At 71.7% G+C, this 18753-nt stretch carries 12 protein-coding genes; 7 read left to right on the top strand and 5 right to left on the bottom strand.

Features of this window, described 5'->3' with window-relative positions; translation table 11 throughout:
* Nucleotides 1-323: 323 nt before the first annotated feature.
* Nucleotides 324-8207 carry an amino acid adenylation domain-containing protein gene (locus tag AB0C25_RS05175; RefSeq protein WP_357369809.1) on the top strand — a complete coding sequence of 2628 codons (7884 nt, stop codon included), beginning with the start codon at nt 324-326 and terminating at the stop codon, nt 8205-8207.
* Between the two features lie 32 nt (nt 8208-8239).
* Nucleotides 8240-9175 carry a fatty acid desaturase gene (locus AB0C25_RS05170; RefSeq protein WP_357369807.1) on the top strand — a complete coding sequence of 312 codons (936 nt, stop codon included), beginning with the start codon at nt 8240-8242 and terminating at the stop codon, nt 9173-9175.
* Here the strand turns inward: AB0C25_RS05170 and AB0C25_RS05165 are convergent.
* The 4 genes from AB0C25_RS05165 to AB0C25_RS05150 all read right to left on the bottom strand — a co-directional run bounded on the left by AB0C25_RS05165 (nt 9172) and on the right by AB0C25_RS05150 (nt 12594).
* Nucleotides 9172-10221 carry a PHB depolymerase family esterase gene (locus AB0C25_RS05165; RefSeq protein ID WP_357369805.1) on the bottom strand — a complete coding sequence of 350 codons (1050 nt, stop codon included), beginning with the start codon at nt 10219-10221 and terminating at the stop codon, nt 9172-9174. The genes AB0C25_RS05170 and AB0C25_RS05165 overlap by 4 nt on opposite strands.
* Nucleotides 10222-10289: 68 nt before the next feature.
* Entirely contained in the window at nt 10290-10970 is a 681-nt protein-coding gene (locus tag AB0C25_RS05160; protein ID WP_357369803.1) for a GPP34 family phosphoprotein, read from the bottom strand.
* Complete coding sequence (locus AB0C25_RS05155) at nt 10967-11686, bottom strand: ABC transporter permease (protein WP_357369801.1); 720 nt, start codon at nt 11684-11686, stop codon at nt 10967-10969. The genes AB0C25_RS05160 and AB0C25_RS05155 overlap by 4 nt, the downstream gene beginning before the upstream one ends.
* A gap of 26 nt (nt 11687-11712) precedes the next feature.
* Nucleotides 11713-12594, bottom strand: coding sequence for an ABC transporter ATP-binding protein (locus AB0C25_RS05150; protein WP_357369799.1), 882 nt, complete (start codon nt 12592-12594; stop codon nt 11713-11715).
* A 107-nt stretch (nt 12595-12701) separates the two neighbouring features.
* On the opposite strand from AB0C25_RS05150, the gene AB0C25_RS05145 reads away from it, so the two are divergent.
* Both AB0C25_RS05145 and AB0C25_RS05140 read left to right on the top strand, forming a co-directional pair.
* Nucleotides 12702-13856 (top strand): histidine kinase, encoded by a 1155-nt coding sequence (locus AB0C25_RS05145; protein WP_357369797.1) that lies wholly within the window; start codon nt 12702-12704, stop codon nt 13854-13856.
* Entirely contained in the window at nt 13853-14455 is a 603-nt protein-coding gene (locus AB0C25_RS05140) for a response regulator transcription factor (protein ID WP_357369795.1), read from the top strand. Before AB0C25_RS05145 ends, AB0C25_RS05140 begins: the two co-directional genes overlap by 4 nt.
* A gap of 134 nt (nt 14456-14589) precedes the next feature.
* Here the strand turns inward: AB0C25_RS05140 and AB0C25_RS05135 are convergent, their stop codons facing one another.
* A complete protein-coding gene (locus AB0C25_RS05135) occupies nt 14590-15633 on the bottom strand; it encodes an iron-siderophore ABC transporter substrate-binding protein (RefSeq protein ID WP_357369793.1) in 1044 nt (347 codons plus the stop codon).
* Between the two features lie 95 nt (nt 15634-15728).
* Between AB0C25_RS05135 and AB0C25_RS05130 the strand changes: the two genes are divergently transcribed.
* From AB0C25_RS05130 to AB0C25_RS05120, 3 genes are read left to right on the top strand one after another with little or no spacing between them, the layout of a single operon-like run.
* Nucleotides 15729-16808 (top strand): iron ABC transporter permease, encoded by a 1080-nt coding sequence (locus tag AB0C25_RS05130; RefSeq protein WP_357369791.1) that lies wholly within the window; start codon nt 15729-15731, stop codon nt 16806-16808.
* Nucleotides 16805-17893 carry an iron chelate uptake ABC transporter family permease subunit gene (locus AB0C25_RS05125; RefSeq protein WP_357369789.1) on the top strand — a complete coding sequence of 363 codons (1089 nt, stop codon included), beginning with the start codon at nt 16805-16807 and terminating at the stop codon, nt 17891-17893. Before AB0C25_RS05130 ends, AB0C25_RS05125 begins: the two co-directional genes overlap by 4 nt.
* Nucleotides 17890-18732, top strand: a complete 843-nt coding sequence (locus AB0C25_RS05120) for an ABC transporter ATP-binding protein (protein WP_357369787.1) — start codon at nt 17890-17892, stop codon at nt 18730-18732. The genes AB0C25_RS05125 and AB0C25_RS05120 overlap by 4 nt, the downstream gene beginning before the upstream one ends.
* Nucleotides 18733-18753 lie beyond the last annotated feature (21 nt).

Below are 18753 nucleotides of genomic sequence, written 5' to 3'. Positions count from 1 at the left end.
GCGGGTTGGGTCATCCCACCGTGACGTGGTGAGCATTCGCACCAGCGCTCGCGCCGGTCATCCGACCCCTCCCACGGTGCGCAACCACCACCCCACGCCTGCCCCGCCGAGTTCACGCACAGTTCATCGCAACCGGACCTCGTCAACGGCGTAACCGCAGGCGGCGGCATCGTCGACCGGTGGGCCGTGGCGTTCACCAGGTGAACGCGCCCATGATCAAGGTCCTTCCGAGCGTCGGCCGGCGTTCATCCGCGAACCTCAGTTGGTCCCTAGGGTCTTGCGCCGGCACGCCTTTCGCTGTCTGCGACACCCGGGAGCCCTTCATGAGTCAGGCCATCGACATCCGCACCTCGCCGGTGGAGGAGGGTCCACTGTGGCAGGCGATCGTCGCGCAGGCCCGGCGCCGGCCCGCGGCTGCGGCGGTGGTCGACGGCGCGGGTGACCTGACCTACGGGGAGTTGGTTGCCCGCGTCGAGGAGCGGGCGGCGGAGTTGACGGCGGCCGGGGTGTCGGGCGGCGACCTGGTGGGACTGCGCATGCCGCGAGGCCGGGACGCCGTCGTGGCCATGCTTGCGGTCCTGCGGGTGGGCGCGGGCTACGTGCCGATCGACCCGGCCTATCCGGCGGCGCGTCAGCAGCTCATCCTCTCTGACGCCAGACCCCGCGCGGTCATCACCCCGGACGGCGTCGCCGCGACGGAGACCCTGGTCGGAACGGAGGCGCACGAGGCGGCTGGCGCGGGAGCGGCGTACGTCGTGTACACGTCCGGGTCGACCGGGCGGCCCAAGGGCGTGGTCGTGCCGGTGTCCGCGCTCGCCGCGTTCTGCGCCGCCGCCAGCCAGCGCTACGAGATCAGCGCCGCCGACCGCGTCCTGCAGTTCGCGTCGATGAGCTTCGACGCCAGCGTCGAGGAGATCTTCCCGGCGCTGACCTGCGGGGCGGCCCTCGTACTGCGCGACGAGGACATGATCAGTCGCCCCGACCTGTTCCTGGACGGCTGCGCGCGACTCGGTATCACCGTGCTGGACCTGCCGACCGCGTACTGGCACGACCTGGTCGCCGCCCTGGACCGTGCCGAGGCGACCCTGCCCGCCACGGTCCGGCTGGCGATCATCGGGGGCGAGGCCGCGCGGCCCGACGCGGTGCGTCGGTGGCAGCGTGCCGCCGGCCCCGGGGTACGGCTGCTCAACACCTACGGGCCGACCGAGACCACGGTCGTCGCCACCGTCGCCGACCTGACCGGTTGGGCCGGCGACGCCGTGCCGATCGGGCACCCACTGCCCGGCGTCACCTGCCGCGTACTGGCCGCGGACGGCGCCGAGGCCCCCGACGGCGACGCCGGGGAGCTGGTGATCGGCGGAGCCCAGCTCGCCACCGGGTATCTGCGCCGGCCGGACCTGACCACCGAGCGGTTCCGGCCGGGACCCACCGGCCGCGAGTACCGCACCGGGGACCGGGTGCGCCGTGCCGCGGACGGGTCGCTGGAGTTCCTGGGGCGCCTCGACGCGCAGCTGAAGATCCGTGGTTTCCGGGTGGAGCCGGGGGAGATCGAGGCGGCGCTGCGGACCGCGCCGGGCATCGAGGACGCCGTTGTGGTGCTCGGTGAGCGGGGCGGCCAGGCGCGGCTGACCGGGCACGTGGTGGCCGCCGGCGGGATCGACCTGACCGCGGTGCGCGCCGCCCTGGCCGAGGAGCTTCCCGCGTACCTGGTCCCGGCAGCTCTGGTGCGCCACGACCGCCTGCCGCTCACCGTGCAGGGCAAGGTCGATCGGCGGGCCCTGGCCGCGGTTGTCCCGGACGGCCCGGTCGTGGACACCGGCCTCACCCCGGCGCAGCGCGCGGTGGCCCGGATCTGGACGGCGGTGCTCGGCATCCCGCAGGTACGCCAGGGCGACGACTTTCTCGCACTCGGCGGCGACTCACTCGACGCCGTACGGATGATCAGTGCCCTGCGGCACGAGCACGGCGTGGAACTGACGTTGAGCCGGCTGTACTCGGCACCCACCCTGGCCGAGGTGGCGAATCTCGTCCCGAGCACCGGCACCGCCACGGCGGCCGAGCCGGTCGCCGTGGCCGAGGGCATCGAGGTGGCGTTGAGTTCACTACAGCGGGACTTCTGGGTCGCCGAGCAGGTCTGCGCCGACCTGCCCGCGCACACCCTGGGCATCCGCTACCGCTTCGCCGAGCCGGTCGACCCCGCCGCGCTGTTCCGAGCCCTCACCGCGTTGGCTCGTCGACACCCACTGCTGCGCGCCCGGTTTCCCGACGACGGTGCCGAGCCGCGGATGGTGATCGGCTCCGACGCCCTGCTCGAACTGGTGGAGGGGGAGCCGGTCCGGGCGAAGTTCGATCTCGCCGCCGGGCCGCTCGCGCGGGCGTACCTGGGCGGCGACGGTACGGAACTGGTTCTGGTCGTGCACCATCTGGTGTTCGACGGCTGGTCCGCCACGGTCGTCGGGGAGGAGCTGGCCGCGCTGTACCGCGCCGCCCGTACTGGGGCGGAGCCCGACCTGGCCCCTGCGGTCGCGCTGCCCGACCTGGCGGCCCGGAACGCGGTCGCCCGCTCCGACGCCGAGTTGCGGGCGTACTGGCGGCAGCGGTTCGCTGACGCGGACCTCGACCTGGAACTGCCCGCCGACCGGCCGCGCCCGGTGGCCCGGTCCTTCGCCGCCGCGCGGCTGACCCGTCCCGTCGACCCCGCGCTGCTGGAACGGCTGCGCGCCTACGGCCGAGGCGAGCGCGCGAGCCTGTTCATGGTGGTGCTGGCCGGGCTGCAGACGGTCCTCGCCCGCTACACCGGCCGAACCGACGTGACCGTGCTGACTCCGGTCGCCGGGCGCACCGGACCGGGCGAGGCAGCCCTGGTCGGGCCGCTGCTCAACATCCTGCCCATGCGAGGCGACGTGGCCGGCGCACCGACGTTCGCCCAGCTGGTCGCGCGGGTCCGCGACGCTGTCCTGGCCGACCTCGACCACCAGACGCTCGCGCTGCCCGACCTGGTTGCCGCGTTGGCGCGGCCCGGCAGCGGCAACCGGAACCGGCTCAGTCCGGTGATGCTCACCGTGCACAACACGCCGGCGCCGCGCGACACGGCCGTCCAATACGCCGGGGAAATCGCGCCCGCCGCGACCATGGTGGACCTCGCCGTCGGCCTTGATTTTCCGGTCGACGGACCGCTGCTGACCATCGACTTCGCCACCGAACTGTTCGACGAGTCGCGGGTGGCGGCGCTGGCGGACCATCTGCTCACCCTGCTGACCGCCGGCGCGAGCGACCCGGACACCGAGGTGCTACGCCTGCCGCTGCTGACCGCCGAGGAACGGCACCGGATCCTGCACGACTGGAATGACGTCGCGGCACCCGTTCCGGACGCGACGACGGTCCACGAGCTGTTCGAGCGGCACGCCGCGGCCACCCCCGACGCGCCAGCGCTGACGTTCCGCGGTGACACGATGAGCTACGGCGACGTGAACACGCGGGCCAACCGTCTCGCCCGACGGTTGCGGGCCGCGGGTGTCCAACCCGGCGACCGCGTGGCGATCTGCCTGGACCGGGGCCTGGATCTGTTCGTCGCGATGTGGGGCGTGCTCAAGGCGGGCGCGGCCTACGTGCCGCTCGACCCCGCCTACCCACGCGAACGGCTCGACTACATGCTCGCCGACAGCGGCGCGGCCGTGCTCGTCGACGACGCGTACCTGCAGGAGCCGCTGCCGGAGGACGGCACTGACCTGCCGCCTGCCGCCGCGGCCGACGACCCGGCGTACGTCATCTACACCTCCGGCTCCACCGGCAGGGCCAAGGGCGTCGTCGTGACACACCGCAACCTGGTGCACGCCGCCGACATGTGGCAGCGCGCCTACGACCTGCGTCCGGAATGGACGTACCAGCAGGCGGCCAGCTTCTCCTTCGACATGTTCGTCGGGGAGACGCTGCGGGCACACACCACCGGCGGGCGGCTGGTCGTCGTGCCCCGGGAGACGCTCCTCGACCCGGCCGACCTGTACGAGTTGATGCGCGCCGAACAGGTCGAGTGCACCGAACTGGTCCCGGCCGTGCTGCGCGGGCTGCTCGCGCACGCGGACCGCACGGGTGCGGGCCTTGGCTGGCTGCGGATGCTCATCGGCGGCGGCGAGAAGTGGCACGTGCACGAGTACGAGCTGGCCCGCCGCCTGGTCGGGCCACACGGCCGGGTGGTCAACGCGTACGGCGTGACCGAGGTGACAGTCGACAACGTCTGGTTCGACGGCTCGGCGGCACACCTGCCGGCCGAGGCGCCGCTGCCGATCGGGCGCCCGTTTGCCCGCAACCGCGTGTACGTGCTGGACGCCCACGGCGAGCCGGTACCCGCAGGTGTGGTCGGCGAGCTGTACCTGGGCGGAGCCGGTGTCGCCCCCGGATACCACCGGCGCCCCGAGCTGACCGCCGACCGTTTCGTCGACGACCCGCACACCCCCGAATCGGGGGCGCGCATGTACCGCACCGGCGACGCCGCCCGCTTCCACGCCGACGGCACCGTCGACTTCCTCGGCCGCCTCGACGACCAGGTCAAGGTCAACGGTTACCGGATCGAACTGGGTGAGGTGGAGGCCGCGCTGGGCGCCCTGCCGGGCGTCGCGTCGTGCGCGGTCGCAGTGCACACCCCGACCTCGGGTGTCGCCCGGCTGATCGGATACGTGGTCACGGCGACCGGCGCGGAGGCCGACGAGGCCGCGCTCCGCGACGCGCTCGGCCGCTCCCTGCCCGTGCACATGGTCCCCGCCCGCGTGCTGACCCTGAGCACGCTGCCGCTGACCCCCAACGGCAAACTCGACAGGCGTCGTCTGCCCGCGCCGCCGCAGACCGGTGCCACCGTGCCCGGCCCCGCGCCGGGAACACCACGCGAGAAGGCGATCGCCGAGGCGTGGACCGCCGTGCTCGGTGTCGCCGACATCGGTCTCGACGACAGCTTCTTCGCCCTCGGCGGGGACTCGTTCGCGGCGCTGAAGGTGGTCCGGCAGATCACGCCGGCGCCCACGCTCCTCGACCTCTACCAGCAACCGACAGTACGTCGACTCGCGGCACTGCTGGACAGCCGCGCGGAGAGCCCACCCGCCGAGCGGCGGATGCTGCACCGGCTCACCCTCCGCGACGCGGACCTCACCGCCGGCGGCATGACCGTCGTCGGTGTGCCGTACTCCGGTGGCAGCGCGGTCGCCTACCAGCCGCTGGCGGACGCGCTGCCATCCACCTGGGCACTGCTGGCCGTCGAGCTGCCCGGGCACGACTACGCCCGCCCCGACGAGCCGCTGCTGCCCTCGGCCGAGGTCGCCGAGCGGGTGCTCGCCGAGCTGCGCGAGGTCAGCGGACCGGTGCTGCTGTACGGCCACTGCCTCGGTGTCGCCGTCACCATGCAGATCGCGCGGCGCGCCGAGGAGGAGGGCGTCGAGCTCGCGGGTGTGGCGCTCGGCGCGGGCTTCCCGACGGCCCGGCTGCCGGGACGGATCTTCGACTGGTTCTACCGGTTCGTGCCCACCGACGCGTTCACCTCGGACCGCGAGTACCTGGCCTACCTGCGCGGCCGCGGCGGATTCACCGATGTCGACGACCCGCAGCAGCAGGCGTTCGTGCTGCGCAACGTCCGGCACGACGCCCGCGACGCCGAGGAGTTCTTCACCGCCGCCTACGGCGGGGGACAGACCACCCGACTGAAGGCTCCCGTGCTGGCCGTCGTGGGCTCACGCGACCGGGTGACCGAGCACTACCAGGAGCGCTTCCACGAGTGGGAGCACTTCGGCGCGGGCGGTGTGCGCCTCGCGGTCCTGCCCAAGGCCGGGCACTTCTTCGTCAGGTCGCACGCGCAGCCGCTGGCCGCCGAACTCGTGGCGTTCGCGGGCGGCGCGACGACCGAACCCGTGCAGCAGAACCACCAGGCGGGGCCGGCCCCAAGTCTCGCGCGGTTCGCGACTGTCGCTGCCGGCCAGTTCCTCTCGATGATCGGCAGTGGGCTCAGCGCTCTCGTACTCAGCATCTGGGTCTTCCAACGCACCGGATCCCTCACCGACTTCGCCGTCGTCAACGCGATCGGCCTGCTGCCCGGCATTCTCGTCGGGCCGGTCGCCGGCGCGGTCGCCGACCGCTGGGACCGGCGACGGGTGATGCTCGCCAGCGACGCCGTGGCGGGACTGTCCATGGCCACGCTGGCCGTGACGGTGTTCGCGGGTGGCGGCCTGCAGCTCTGGCAGATCTACCTGGCGGTGTCGCTCACCTCGATGGCTGGCGCGTTCCAACGGCCCGCCTACCTCGCGGCCGTCGCCCAACTGGTGCCCAAACGGTTCCTCGGGCACGCCACCGGGATCAACCAGCTCGGTGTCTCGGTCGGCACCGTGTTCGCCCCGCTGCTCGGTGCCGGCCTGATCGCCACCATCGGCGTCTCCGGCGTGCTGCTCATCGACACCGCCACGTTCGCGGTCGGGGTCCTGTCCCTCCTGCTCGTCCGGTTCCCGAACCTGATGTTCCGACGCCGGGAGGAGACGTTCCGCACCGAGATCGCCAACGGCTGGCGCTACATCACCCGCCGCCCGGGGCTACGGGCCGCATTGCGGTTCTTCATCGTCGACCATGCCTTCTACACGCTCGGCTTCGCCGTCATCACCCCGATGCTGCTCATCGAACAGAGCCCGGCGGTGCTCGGTCTGGCCCTGGGCGCCGCGGGCGTCGGAGGGCTCGCCGGCAGCGTCGCCATGGGCGTCTGGGGCGGGACCGTCCGCCGCGCCCACGGCCTCATCCTCTTCATGGGCCTCGCGAGCATCGCGATGACCGTCGTCGGGCTCGGCGCCGGCCCGGTGTGGGTGATCGTGGGCATGTTCCTGCTGACCTTCGGCGAGTCGCTCGCCGAGGGGCACTGGATCGCCGTCGTGCAGACGAAGGTCGGATTCGAGTTGCAGGGCCGCGTCCTGTCGATCTTCATCTCGCTGATGATGCTCACGATGCCGATCGGCTACCTGGTGGTCGGCCCTCTCGCCGAGCGGTACGTCCAGCCGCTGCTCGAACCCGGCGGCGCCCTGGCCGGCAGCGTCGGCGAGGTGCTCGGCACCGGCCCCGGCCGCGGACTCGCGCTGCTGGTGACCGTCAGTGGCCTGCTGCAACTCGCGTGGGCCGCACGGGGCTGGCTCGACCGCCGACTGCGCCTGCTCGAGGACGACCTGCCCGACGCCCTCCCACCCGCCGAGATCGGCTCCCGCGACGACCTGCAGCGCGCGGCCGACGCCGCCCTGCGCACCCCCCCGCTGACACCCACCCTCGCGAAAGGCCGCCACGTGTCCGTCGACACCCACCTCGAACACCCCACCGACGCGTACGGAACCCCCCTGATCGACGCGCTCGACCTCGTGCCCGGCGCCCGGATCCTCGTCAAGGACGAGACCCGGTACGCGTCCGGAAGCCACAAGGAACCGGCCGCCCGCCAGGTCGTCACTCGGGCGATCGCCGAGGGTCGACGGCGCATCGTCATCGCCACCTGCGGCAACTACGGACGCGCGATGGCCATGGCCTGCGGTGCCATCGGCATGCCCTGCACCGTCGTGCTGCCCACCGGCTGGAGCGACGGCGGCGCCTTCATGCGCTCGGCCGGCGCGGACGTGCACCTGATCGACGGCAGCTACGAGGACGCGGTCGACGAGTCCAGGCGACTGGCTGCCCTCGACGGCGCGGTCGACGGCAACGTCGACGGACCCTACGTCGAGGCGGTGTTCACCGGCCACGGCACCGTCGCGCACGCCCTGCACGCCGAGCTGGACGAACCGCCGGCGGCGCTGTGGATCCCGGTCGGCAACGGCACCACAGTCATCGCCGTACACCGGGCGCTGGGTCAGCTCGGGTGGAACGTGCCGCTGCACGGAGTCGGCTCGGCCGGTAACAACCCGCTGGTGACGAGCTGGCCGGGACCGTACCGGATGCTCGACCCGGACGACGTCAGCACGACCGACCACAACCAGCCGCTCGTCAACTGGCACGCACTACAGGGACCCGAGGCCCTCGACGCGATCAGAGCCAGTGGCGGTGCCGTGCACGCCGCCACCGACGACGAACTGCTCACCGCGCGGCACCTGCTCGCCGAGTACGGCGCCCAGCCCACCGCCGCCGGCTCGGTCGCCCTGGCCGGGCTGCTCGCGTACGCCCGCGGCACCGCGTTGACCGGAACCCACGTCGTCCTGCTCAGCGGCCGCTGATCCCGCCCACACCCCGCCCCCGAGGAAGAAGCATGACGCTCACCGCCGTTCCCGCGTCCATCCCTGCCCCCGCGCCCACCCTGCTGTTCGCCCGCGCCCGCACCACAGGCGTCGACGAGCGCGTCTTCCTCGGCAAGCTCGGTGTCCTGGCCCTGATCACCGCGGCGGGGGCCACCCTCGCCCTGCGCCCGGAGCCGATCGCCGTCGTCGCGGGCGTGCTGCTGCTGGCTGCCATGTACACCCACGCGGTCGAGCTCCAACACCAGGTACTGCACCACTCCGCGTTCCGTAGGGCCTGGCCCCACCGCCTGGTCGGGGTGCCACTCGGCCTCCCACTGTTCGTCGTCTACAGCCACTATCGCGTACGGCACCTGCAGCACCACCGCTTCCTGGGCACCCCGCACGACACCGAGTTCTTCGGGTTCGACACGCGACAGTCGCTCACGCTCGCCACACTGCTGCGCGGCACGTTCGACTACCACCGCGTCCTGGTCGTGCTGCGGGATGTCGTCCGCAGCGCGACCGGCCGGTGGACCTACGAGTTCGGTGACATCAGCCCGAAGATGCGGCGTCACGTCGTGCAGGAGCACCTGGTCCAGGGCGCCGCGGTGCTCACCGCCACCGGTCTGGCCCTCGCCGGTCTCGGAGAGTACGTGTTGCTGCTCTGGGTGCTGCCGCTCGTCGCCGCCGTGCCGATGCACTTCCTCGTCGAGCTGCCCGAGCACATCCTCTGCGACACCGAGACCACAAACGTGCTCCACAACACCCGTTCGATCCGGGGAAGCTGGTTGAGTACCTGGTACACCAACGGCAACAACCTGCACATCGAGCACCACGCCGCGATGAGCGTACCCATCAACCAACTTCCCGCCCGGCACGAGGAGACGAGGCGGTTCGCCACCCACGTCGAGCGGACCTACACCGACTTCTACCGCACGCTGTGGCAGGCGCTGCGCGCCCCCAGCTAGCACCCCGAGCAGCCGCGAGAGAACGAGGTGGGCCAGCGCCCACTCAGCGGATGCGGTCGGTGAGGCTCTGCGCCGTCGCCGTCGCCGTCCGGGCCGGGCCAGGCGTGCCCCATGTTCTGGACGCGGTACGCCTCGACGATCGACGAGCCGTCCGGTGCCGTGGTCGTCGAGTGCGTGTACGCGTGCCGGCCCGCCTCGGCCGGCACGGACACGGTCTCCTCGGTCGGATCGAGGCTGTCATTGGGCAGTCCGTCATCGACGAGGTCGCCCAGAGCGGTCCAGTGGGCGACGAGTCGGGTGGCGACCAGGGGTGGCACGACCTCGTCCTGCTCGCCCTGGACGACCAGCAGCGGCACCCGCCGGGCCCGCTCACCCATCTGGGCCCAGGCTTGACGTGCCGTGTCCAGCGGCGACGTCGAGTCCGGGTTGTCCGGGTCGACCTGGTCGAGCCCGTACTCCCCACCGGCGACCGAGGTCGCCGTGGCGAAGACGTCGGGGTAGGTGACCGCGAGGATGACCGCGGTCCCCGCGCCCGACGAGGCGCCGGCCACGTGCACCCGATCCGGATCCGCGCCGTACGTCTCGACCACCTGGCGGGCGACACCGGCGAGCAGCGCGGGTTCGCCGCTGTCGCGGTGCTGCTCCCGGGGGTCGGTCGAGTTCCAGCAGGCGATCACGTTGCGCGAGATCAGTTGCGTGGGGTAGACGACGATGAAGCCCTCCCGGTCGGCCAGGCGGTTGAACTGGGTCGTGGACTTCATGGAGTTCCACCCGTAGCCGGTCATCGCACAGCCGTGGATCGCCATGACGACCGGCAGTCGGGCCGTCCCGGCGTGTTGGGGAGGAAGGTGGACCTGGTAGCGCTGCGAACCGGCGTCGCCGTTGTAGACGTGGTTGCGGTCGCCCTCGCCCATCTGCCAGGGCAGGCCGAGCTGAAGAGCGGCGACGCCGACGCTGACGGCGGCCACGGCGGTGACGAGGACGCCGGAGACGATCCGCAGCCATCGCCGTCGTGGACGACGCGGTGGGTGCGGCGGCGCGGTCACGCGGGCCTCCTCTGCGGTACGGGATGGGCGTCAGACGGATGTCTGATCCAGTTCTTGTGCAACAGGACCTAGCCTCGAGGAAGCACGGTGATGGCCGCGATGGCGCTGTTGACGACGGTGGCCGTCACGGTGCGGGTCACGGCTGCCGCTGCGGCGTCGGCACCCCAGTCGCCCCGCTCGAGTTCCTTGGCCCGGCTGATCACCGATGACGTCCACGGGATCTCACGGTGGAACTGCGGGAGCGTCCCGCTCGCCGAGAGCAGCGCCGCGAGCGCGGCGACACGGGCTTGCGGCTCCGCGCCGTCCACGAGGACCTGCCGAACGTCGGCGAGCAGGCGGGCCCGTCGTTCGGTCCTGCCCTCCCGCAGGGCCGTCGTCCGGAACAGGCCGAGCACCTTACGGGGCTCCTGGTCGATGTCGCCTCGCGCGACGAGCCGCTCCAACACGGGCGCGCGCAGGGCGGGACCGATCGCCGCCAGTGCCGTCTGCACCCCCCTTGGTTTCTCGGCGAGGTAGTCCCATGCCGGGCGGAGGAGGCTGTCCGACGGTGGGTGACCCGCCACGCTGCTGACCCGCCCCCGGGCCTCCGTGGTCAGATGGTCGCCGAGGGCGAGATCCGCGAGGACGGCACCGCCGAGGACGTAGAAGAGCGTGTTCTCTCCCGCGATGGTCCCGGACCTGGGTTGGAACAGGAGCAGTAGGAGATCTTCCACCAGGGTCGGAGCGTCGAACTGGGGTTCGGTGGTCATCGGCGGGGCTCCCAGCGGAAGAGTCGGGTGGCGAGGGCGACGGCGATGGCGACCCAGGCAAGGGTGGGCGCGAGCAGGAGCAGGGAGTCGGTCACGGCGACGCCGCCGTTCCAGGCGTTCATGGTCAGTTCGGTGGCGGCGCCGCCGGGCAGGAGTCGCTTGAGCCAGGCGAGGTTCTCGGTGCCGGAGATGCCCACCCAACTGGCCACGGCGATCACCCCGAGTGTGACGGGCAGAGTGGTGACCTGGGCGTGTTCGGGGGAGTTGGTCAGACCGGCGGTGGCCAGCGCCAGACCGATCATCATGGCCAGGGCCGCGATGGTCGCCACCACCAGCAGGGCGACGTTTGCCGGTCCGTCGGCGACCACGGCCAGGGCGGTCAGGATCGCGGTCACCTGCACCACGGAGAGCACGACCACGGGCAGCAGTAGCCCGCCGAGGATGCCGGCATCGCCTTCGGCGGTGGAGCGCAGCCGCTTGAGGAAGAGGTTCTGCCGCCGGGACGCCAGGGTGGTCACGGCGGTGGCGTAGAGCCCGAACGCGGCGATCGTGAACATCACGATCGCGGCGATGTAGCCGAGGCTCCCGATGGCGGCGAAGGTCTCGTGCTGACGGACGAAGTACGCGCTGACCACTACCGGGATGATGAGGCTGGTGATCAGCACCAGCCGGTTGCGGAAGAGTTGGATCAGTTCGCTGGACGCGATGGACAACACGGTGCCGCTCCTGTCGGAAGAACGAATCAACTGTTGATGGCACGGAAGACGTCGTCGAGCCGGGTCGGCCCCGCCGCCAGGTCCCGCAGCTCCACGGCGTGGTCCTGCGCCCAGCCGAGGAGGAGGTGCAGGTCCTTCTGCAGCTCGAAGGTCTCGACCACGACCTTCCCGTCCAGGTCGACGGCGGCCCGCACCGGCAGCGTCGGCGTCGGTGCGGCAAGGGAGAAGCGGATGACCGCGGGCAGCGTGCGGGTCAGCTCGGAGACGGTGCCTTCCCGGTGGAAGGCGCCCTCGTGCATCAGCCCGATCCGGTCCGCGCGTTGTTGCGCTTCCTCCAGGTAGTGCGTGGTGAGCACGATGGTCGTGCCGTCCTCCCGCAGCCGGTCCACCGTCGCCCAGACGGCGTCGCGGGACTGGATGTCGAGGCCGGTGGTCGGCTCGTCCAGGAAGATCAGCTCCGGGCTGCCGTAGACCGCGGTGGCGAAGTCCAGCCGCCGTTTCTCCCCGCCGGACAACTGGGAGACCTTGCGCCGGGCTCGACCGGTGAGGTCGACCAGGTCGAGCACCCGGTCGACGTCGTCGGTGCGTCGGGTGAGCCGGCCGACCAGGCCGACGGACTCACGGACGGTGAGGTCCGGGGAGAATCCGCTCTCCTGGAGCATGACGCCCATTCGGGGACGTACCGCTCGCCGGTCGTCGGGGCGTTGCCCGAAGACGCGTACCGTGCCCGAGGTCGGTCTCCGGTGTCCCTCGACAACCTCCAGGGTCGAGGTCTTCCCGGCCCCGTTGGTGCCCAGCAGTGCGTAGAGCTCTCCGGGCCGTACCTCGAAGGAGAGGTCCTTCACGGCGTGGAAGTCGCCGTAGGTGAGGTTCAGCCGCTCGACTTCGATGACAGGTGTGGTGGACATGCACCCATGACAGCGCGGGCGCGGTCGACCCGTCAGTGGCACCACGTCATCACCGCATGTGACGTGGTGTCACTGGTCGCGGCCCCTGGCTGCCCGATACTGGTGTGGTGACCGCGAGATCGCCGCGCTTCACCGAGTCGACGCAGGGAAGGCTGCGCCGGCTCAACCTCGCCACGGCACTGCCGCCGGTGCTGTTCGCCGCGGTGGTCCTGATCTGGACTGACGCGCGTACCTGGTGGCACGTCGTCGTCCTGGCGCCCGGGGCCGTGGCGGGCGTGGTGGCCTTCGAACGGTGGACGGCCAACGACCTCGCCCGGGTCGCGCTGCCCTGCCTGGTCGTGGCGGCGGCGGTCTGGCCGCTCGGGGTCCTGGTGACCGGCAGCCCCAATGCCTACTGGGGTTTCTGCGCCGTGGGCTCGCTCGCCCTGCGCGAGGTGCGACGGCACCGGAAGCTGGCGGTGGCCGGGCTGTTCACCTATGTCGCCGCCGTCGGTACGGCGCGGCTGCTGGTGCAGCGGGACGACGTCGGTCACGTCCTGCTCACCTACGTCCTCATCCCGACCGTCCTCACCGTCGTCGTGACGATCCTCACCGTGGTGGGGGAGCGGTTCTACGACCTCATCCGGGAGCTCGAACAGACCCGGGAGCGGGAGGCGGAGTTGGCGGTGGTCCGGGAGCGCGTGCGGTTCGCCAGCGACCTGCACGACATCCAGGGCCACACCCTGCACGTGGTCAAGCTGAAGATCGCCCTGGCCCAGCGACTGCTGCTGCGCGACACCGCTCGGGCGGAGAAGGAGCTACGGGAGACGTACGCGCTGGTCAGCGACACCATCGCGCAGACCAAGGAACTCGCCTACGCGCAGCGGCGGCTCAACCTCACCGCGGAGATCGAGAACGCGAAGAACCTGTTCGAGGCCGCCGGCATCCGGGTCCGGGTGACGCGGGAGGCCGAGGTCGATGCCCGCGCCAGCGAACTGCTCGGGCAGGTGCTCCGGGAGACGACCACCAACATCCTGCGGCACGCGCAGGCCACCCAGGTGCAGATCACGCTCGCCGCGTCGGGCATCACCATCGTCAACGACGGCGTGACCGCCACCACGGCCCCCGAGCTCCGGGGACTGGCGGCACTGAGGCAACGGCTGGCCGGCGACGGAGGTGAGCTGACCGTGGAACAGAAGGACCAGCGGTTCCTGACCGCAGCGGTCTTCCCACCCGTGCGGGCCGACGGGGCCCCGACAGTCCGGGGGAAGGACCGCCAATGATCACCATCGTGCTCGCCGACGACGAGGCGCTGCTGCGCACGGCCCTGGCTGCGCTGCTGCCGATGGAGGGCGACATCACCGTCCTCGCCGAGGCGCAGGACGGTCAGACGGCGATCGACGCCACGCTGCGGCACCGTCCCGACGTGCTGGTCATCGACCTGGAGATGCCGGGCGTGGACGGCCTGGGCGCGGTCGCCGAGATCCGCCGCGATCGGCCGGAGCAGGTGATCCTCATGCTGACCCGGCACGCCCGCCCCGGGGTGCTGCGCAAGGCGTTGAAGCTCGGCGTCCAGGGCTTCGTCAGCAAGTCCGCCGAGCCAGCGCACATCACCTCGGTCATCGCCACCCTGCATGCGGGGAAACGCTGGATCGACCCGGACGTGTCCGCGCTCGCCGTCACCGAGGACTGCCCCCTGACCGAGCGTGAGGCCGACGTCCTGCGGGTCACCGGTGAGGGGTACTCGGTCGCCGACATCGCCGCGCGGCTCTACCTCGCTCCGGGCACCGTCCGCAACTACCTCTCCAACGCGATGCGTAAGACCCAGACCCGGACGCGCCACGAAGCGGCCCGCTACGCCCGCGAACACGACTGGCTGTAACGGCGAGCCGGTGTGCCCCGACGGCTGGGTCGTGGGGGAGAAGACCGCCGCCGGCGGCTACGGTGCCCGAACTGTGCCGCTGCGGCCCGCCCGGCGGGGAACTGCCTTGTCAGGTGCAGTTCCCCGCCGGATCGTCAGGCAGCGGTCCGCTGCACCGCCGTGGCCGGGTTGCCGTCCACCGCCGCGGTCAACTGCGGAACGATCTTGTCGAGCAGGAACGGCAGGCTCAACGGGGTGATGAACGAGGTCGCGGCGCCGACGAGTTCCTCGTTCTCCAGGTAGATGTCGCGACCCTCGGTCTTGACCTTGAGCTTGCTGTAGAGCGGGTCGGCCTGCACCTTCGCCTTGTCGGTGTCGTAGCTGTCGACCAGCCAGATCAGCACGCCGGTATCGAGCATGTCGGTGCGCTCCCGGCTCAGGTTCGCCCCGAACTCCTTGCCGGTCACCTCGGCCAGCCCGGACGGCAGCGTGAAGCCCAGATCGGTGAGGAACCGGCCGCGCGCGTCCTGCGGGCCGTACACGTAGTAGCCCTCGTAGGTGGTGGCCATCAGGCCGGTCGCGCCGGCGAAGGCCGGGTTCGCCGTGCGTACCGCCGCGAACTTGGCCTCGACGTCGGTGACGACCTTGTCCGCCTGAGCCTTGCGCCCGACGGCGGTGCCGACCGTACGGGTGACGTCCTGCCAGGACACGCCATAGTCGACGGAGCCCTTCGGCTGCGCCACGGTCGGCGCGATCTTGGCAAGCTTCGCGTAGTCCTCGCTCGTCAACCCCGAATAGACGCCGAGGATGAGGTCGGGCCGCAGCGCCGCCACCTTCTCGAACTGGACGCCATCGGTGTTGGTGAGCACCTGCGGCTTGGCGGCCGCACCCAGCGCCGCTTCGGCCCAGGGCCAGATGGCGCCCGGCTTCTCGCCGAACCACTCGGTGGTCGCCACCGGCACGACGCCCAGCGACAGCAGGGCGTCCTGCTCGACCAGGCCGACCACGGCGATCCGCTTGGGCTCGGCCGGAATGGTGGTGGTGCCGAACTTGTGCTCGATCGAGACCGGGAAGGCGGTGGAGGTGGCGGCACCGGACGAGGGGGCCGACGGCTCCGACCCACCGCCGCAGGCCGCGGGGAGAAGCAGGAGCGCGGTCGCCGCGACCGCGGCGCTCCGGCGGATTGAGGTAAGCCGCACGGCTGTTCCTTTCTGCAGCGAGGCCCCAGGGTGATGACCTCGAACGGGAGTGTAGGTTAGCCTCACCTAACTTAGTAATGCGAACGGGTGGACGGATGGAGCACGTGTTGACCTCAGGCACCGGAATCCGCCCGGAGCCCCGGACCGTCTCACCCACCACGGCACCGCGCGAGCCGTTGTCGCGCACCGCTCGCCGCTGGACGGGGCTCGCCGTCGGCGTCGTCGCCCTCGCCGCCGCCCTGGCGCTGAGCATCGCCGTCGGCAGCCGTTCGCTCGGCCTCGGCACGGTCTGGCAGGTGCTCTGGCACGACGACGGCTCCGCCGCCGCCGAGATCGTGCATCGGCTACGGGTGCCTCGGACGATCCTCGGCTTCGCCGTGGGCGCGGCGCTGGGCCTGGCCGGCACGGTGATGCAGGCGCTCACCCGCAACCCGCTTGCCGAACCCGGGTTGCTCGGGGTGAGCCTGGGCGCGTCCACCGGCGTGGTGCTGGCCATCGCGCTGCTCGGAGTGACAAGCGCGAACGGGTACGTGTGGTTTGCCATCGCCGGTGCCGGGCTCACCTCGGCGGCCGTCTTCGCGCTCGGCGGCGCCGGCCGGGCACCCACACCGGAACGGCAGGTGCTTGCCGGGATCTCCCTCACCTCGGTGCTCGGCGCCGGAATCTGGGCGATCCTGGTGACCCATCGGGAGGCGTTCGACAGGTACCGGCACTGGGACGTCGGATCGCTCGCCGACCGGGAGACCAGCACGATCACCCAGTTGGCGCCGTTTCTGACCGTCGGCGTCCTGCTCGCGCTGCTGCTGGGCCGCCAACTCAACGCGCTGAGCATGGGCGACGACGCAGCGACCTCGGTCGGCGCCCACCCGGGGCGGGTCCGGGTGCTCGGCATGATCACGATCACGCTGCTGTGTGGCGCCGCGACAGCCGCCTGCGGGCCGATCTGGTTCGTCGGCCTGGCCGTCCCGTACGCGGCCCGGATGTTCACCGGCTCGGACCACCGCTGGATCCTGGCCTACTCGCTGGTCCTCGGGCCCACCCTGCTGCTCGTCTCGGACGTGCTCGGACGGGTCCTGGTGGCCCCGGCCGAACTGCCGGTCGGGGTGGTCACCGCGTTCCTCGGCGCGCCCCTGTTCATCGCGCTGTGCCGTCGACGCCGGCTGAGCACCCTGTGAGCGGGCCGCTGCTGCAGCTACGCCCCTCCGGACGGACGACCCGGCTGGTGGTCCGCAGTCGGGGCGGCCGGCTCTCGCTGCGGGTGCACCTGCGAGCGCTGATCGCCGGCACCGCACTGCTGCTCACGGCCCTGGGTGTCGCGCTTGTCAACCTCTCCAGCGGCGACTTCCCGATCCCCGTGCCCGACGTGCTGCGCAGCCTCGTCGGCCAGGGCGACCCGGGCACCGACTTCATCGTGCACGAGCTGCGGCTACCCCGCGTGCTGATCACTCTGCTGGTCGGTACGGCCCTGGGCGCGAGCGGCACGATCTTCCAGGGGTTGACCCGTAACCCCCTGGGCAGCCCCGACTTTGTCGGCTTGACGGTGGGCGCGGCGACCGGCGCGCTGATCGTCCTGCTGCTGCTCAACGGCACGGGCTTCCAGGTCGCGGCCGGTGCGATCGTCGGCTGCCTGGCCACCTCGGTCGCCATCTACCTGCTCGCGTTCCGCCGTGGGGTGCAGCCGTTCCGGCTGGTGCTGATGGGTGTCGGAGTGGCCGCGCTGCTCGACTCGTTCAACTCGTTCCTGATCTACCGCAGCCGACTGGACGAGGCGATCGCCGCCCAGGTCTGGTTGATCGGCAGCGTCAACGGCCCCGGGTGGACCGAGGTGACGCTCGTCGCCGTGGCCGTCGCGGTGCTGCTGCCGGTCGCGCTCTACCACGGCCGGCATCTCGACATGTTGGCCCTGGGCGACGAGCCGGCGATGCTGCACGGCGTACCTGTCGAACGCAGCAGGGTCGTCCTCGCGCTGGCCGGCGTCGGGCTCGCGGCCGGCGCCACGGCCGCGGCCGGGCCGATCGCGTTCGTCGCTCTCGCCGCGCCACCGTTGGCCGCTCGACTGACCCGGTCGCCGAACGCCGGGATCCTGCCGGCCGCGTTGATGGGCGCCGCCCTGTTGACGGCGAGTGACTGGGTCGCCCAGCGCCTCCTGCCCGACGACGACGTCCCGGTCGGGCTCGTCACCGCTGCCCTGGGTGGCATCTACCTGACCTGGTTGCTCTTCCACGAGCGACGTAACCGCGGACAAGGAGCACAGCGATGACCGAGTCGCGGCTGCGGGCCGACGCGCTGACCCTGGCGTACGACAAGAGGGTGGTCGTCCGGGACCTCGACGTCCAGATCACCGACGGGTCGTTCACCGTCATCGTCGGCCCCAACGCCTGCGGCAAGTCGACGCTGCTGCGGTCACTGGCCCGGGTGCTCAAGCCCCAGGCCGGTGCCGTCTACCTGGATGGTCAGACCATCGCGTCGCAGCCGTCGAAGCAGGTGGCGCGGCAGCTCGGCATGCTGCCGCAGTCGTCGGTGGCGCCCGGCGGGATCGTGGTGGAGGAGCTGGTCGCCCGGGGTCGCTTCGCCCACCAGCGCCTGCTGCGGCAGTGGTCGCCGGAGGATGAGGCGGCGGTCGCCGACGCGATGCGCCAGACCGAGGTGACCGACCTGGCCGACCGGTTCGTCGACGAACTCTCCGGTGGTCAGCGGCAGCGGGTCTGGCTGGCGATGGCGCTGGCCCAGCAGACGCCGATCCTGCTGCTCGACGAACCGACCACGTTCCTCGACCTGTCGCATCAGTTCGAGGTGTTGGACCTCTGCGCCGACCTGCACGAGCAGGGCCGTACGGTCGTTGCCGTCCTGCACGACCTCAACCACGCCTGCCGGTACGCCACCGAGCTGATCGTGATGCGGGAGGGTCAGGTCCTCGCCCAGGGCCCACCGGCCGAGGTGATGACGGCGGAGCTGGTGGAGACGGTCTTCGCGATGCCCTGCCGGGTGATGACCGATCCGGAGACGGACACCCCGATGGTGGTCCCGGCCGGGCGGCAGCGGCGTCGACTGGCCCGCGCCGGCGGCGTCGCGGCGCCGGTCGACCGCGTTTCCGCCTGACCGGCGCGCCCTGCTCCTCCC

The organism is Micromonospora sp. NPDC048839, assembly GCF_040649915.1.
Taxonomy (GTDB): Bacteria; Actinomycetota; Actinomycetes; order Mycobacteriales; family Micromonosporaceae; genus Micromonospora.
The sequence above is the reverse complement of the archived record's forward strand: the minus strand, read 5'-3'. Positions and strand labels throughout refer to the sequence as shown.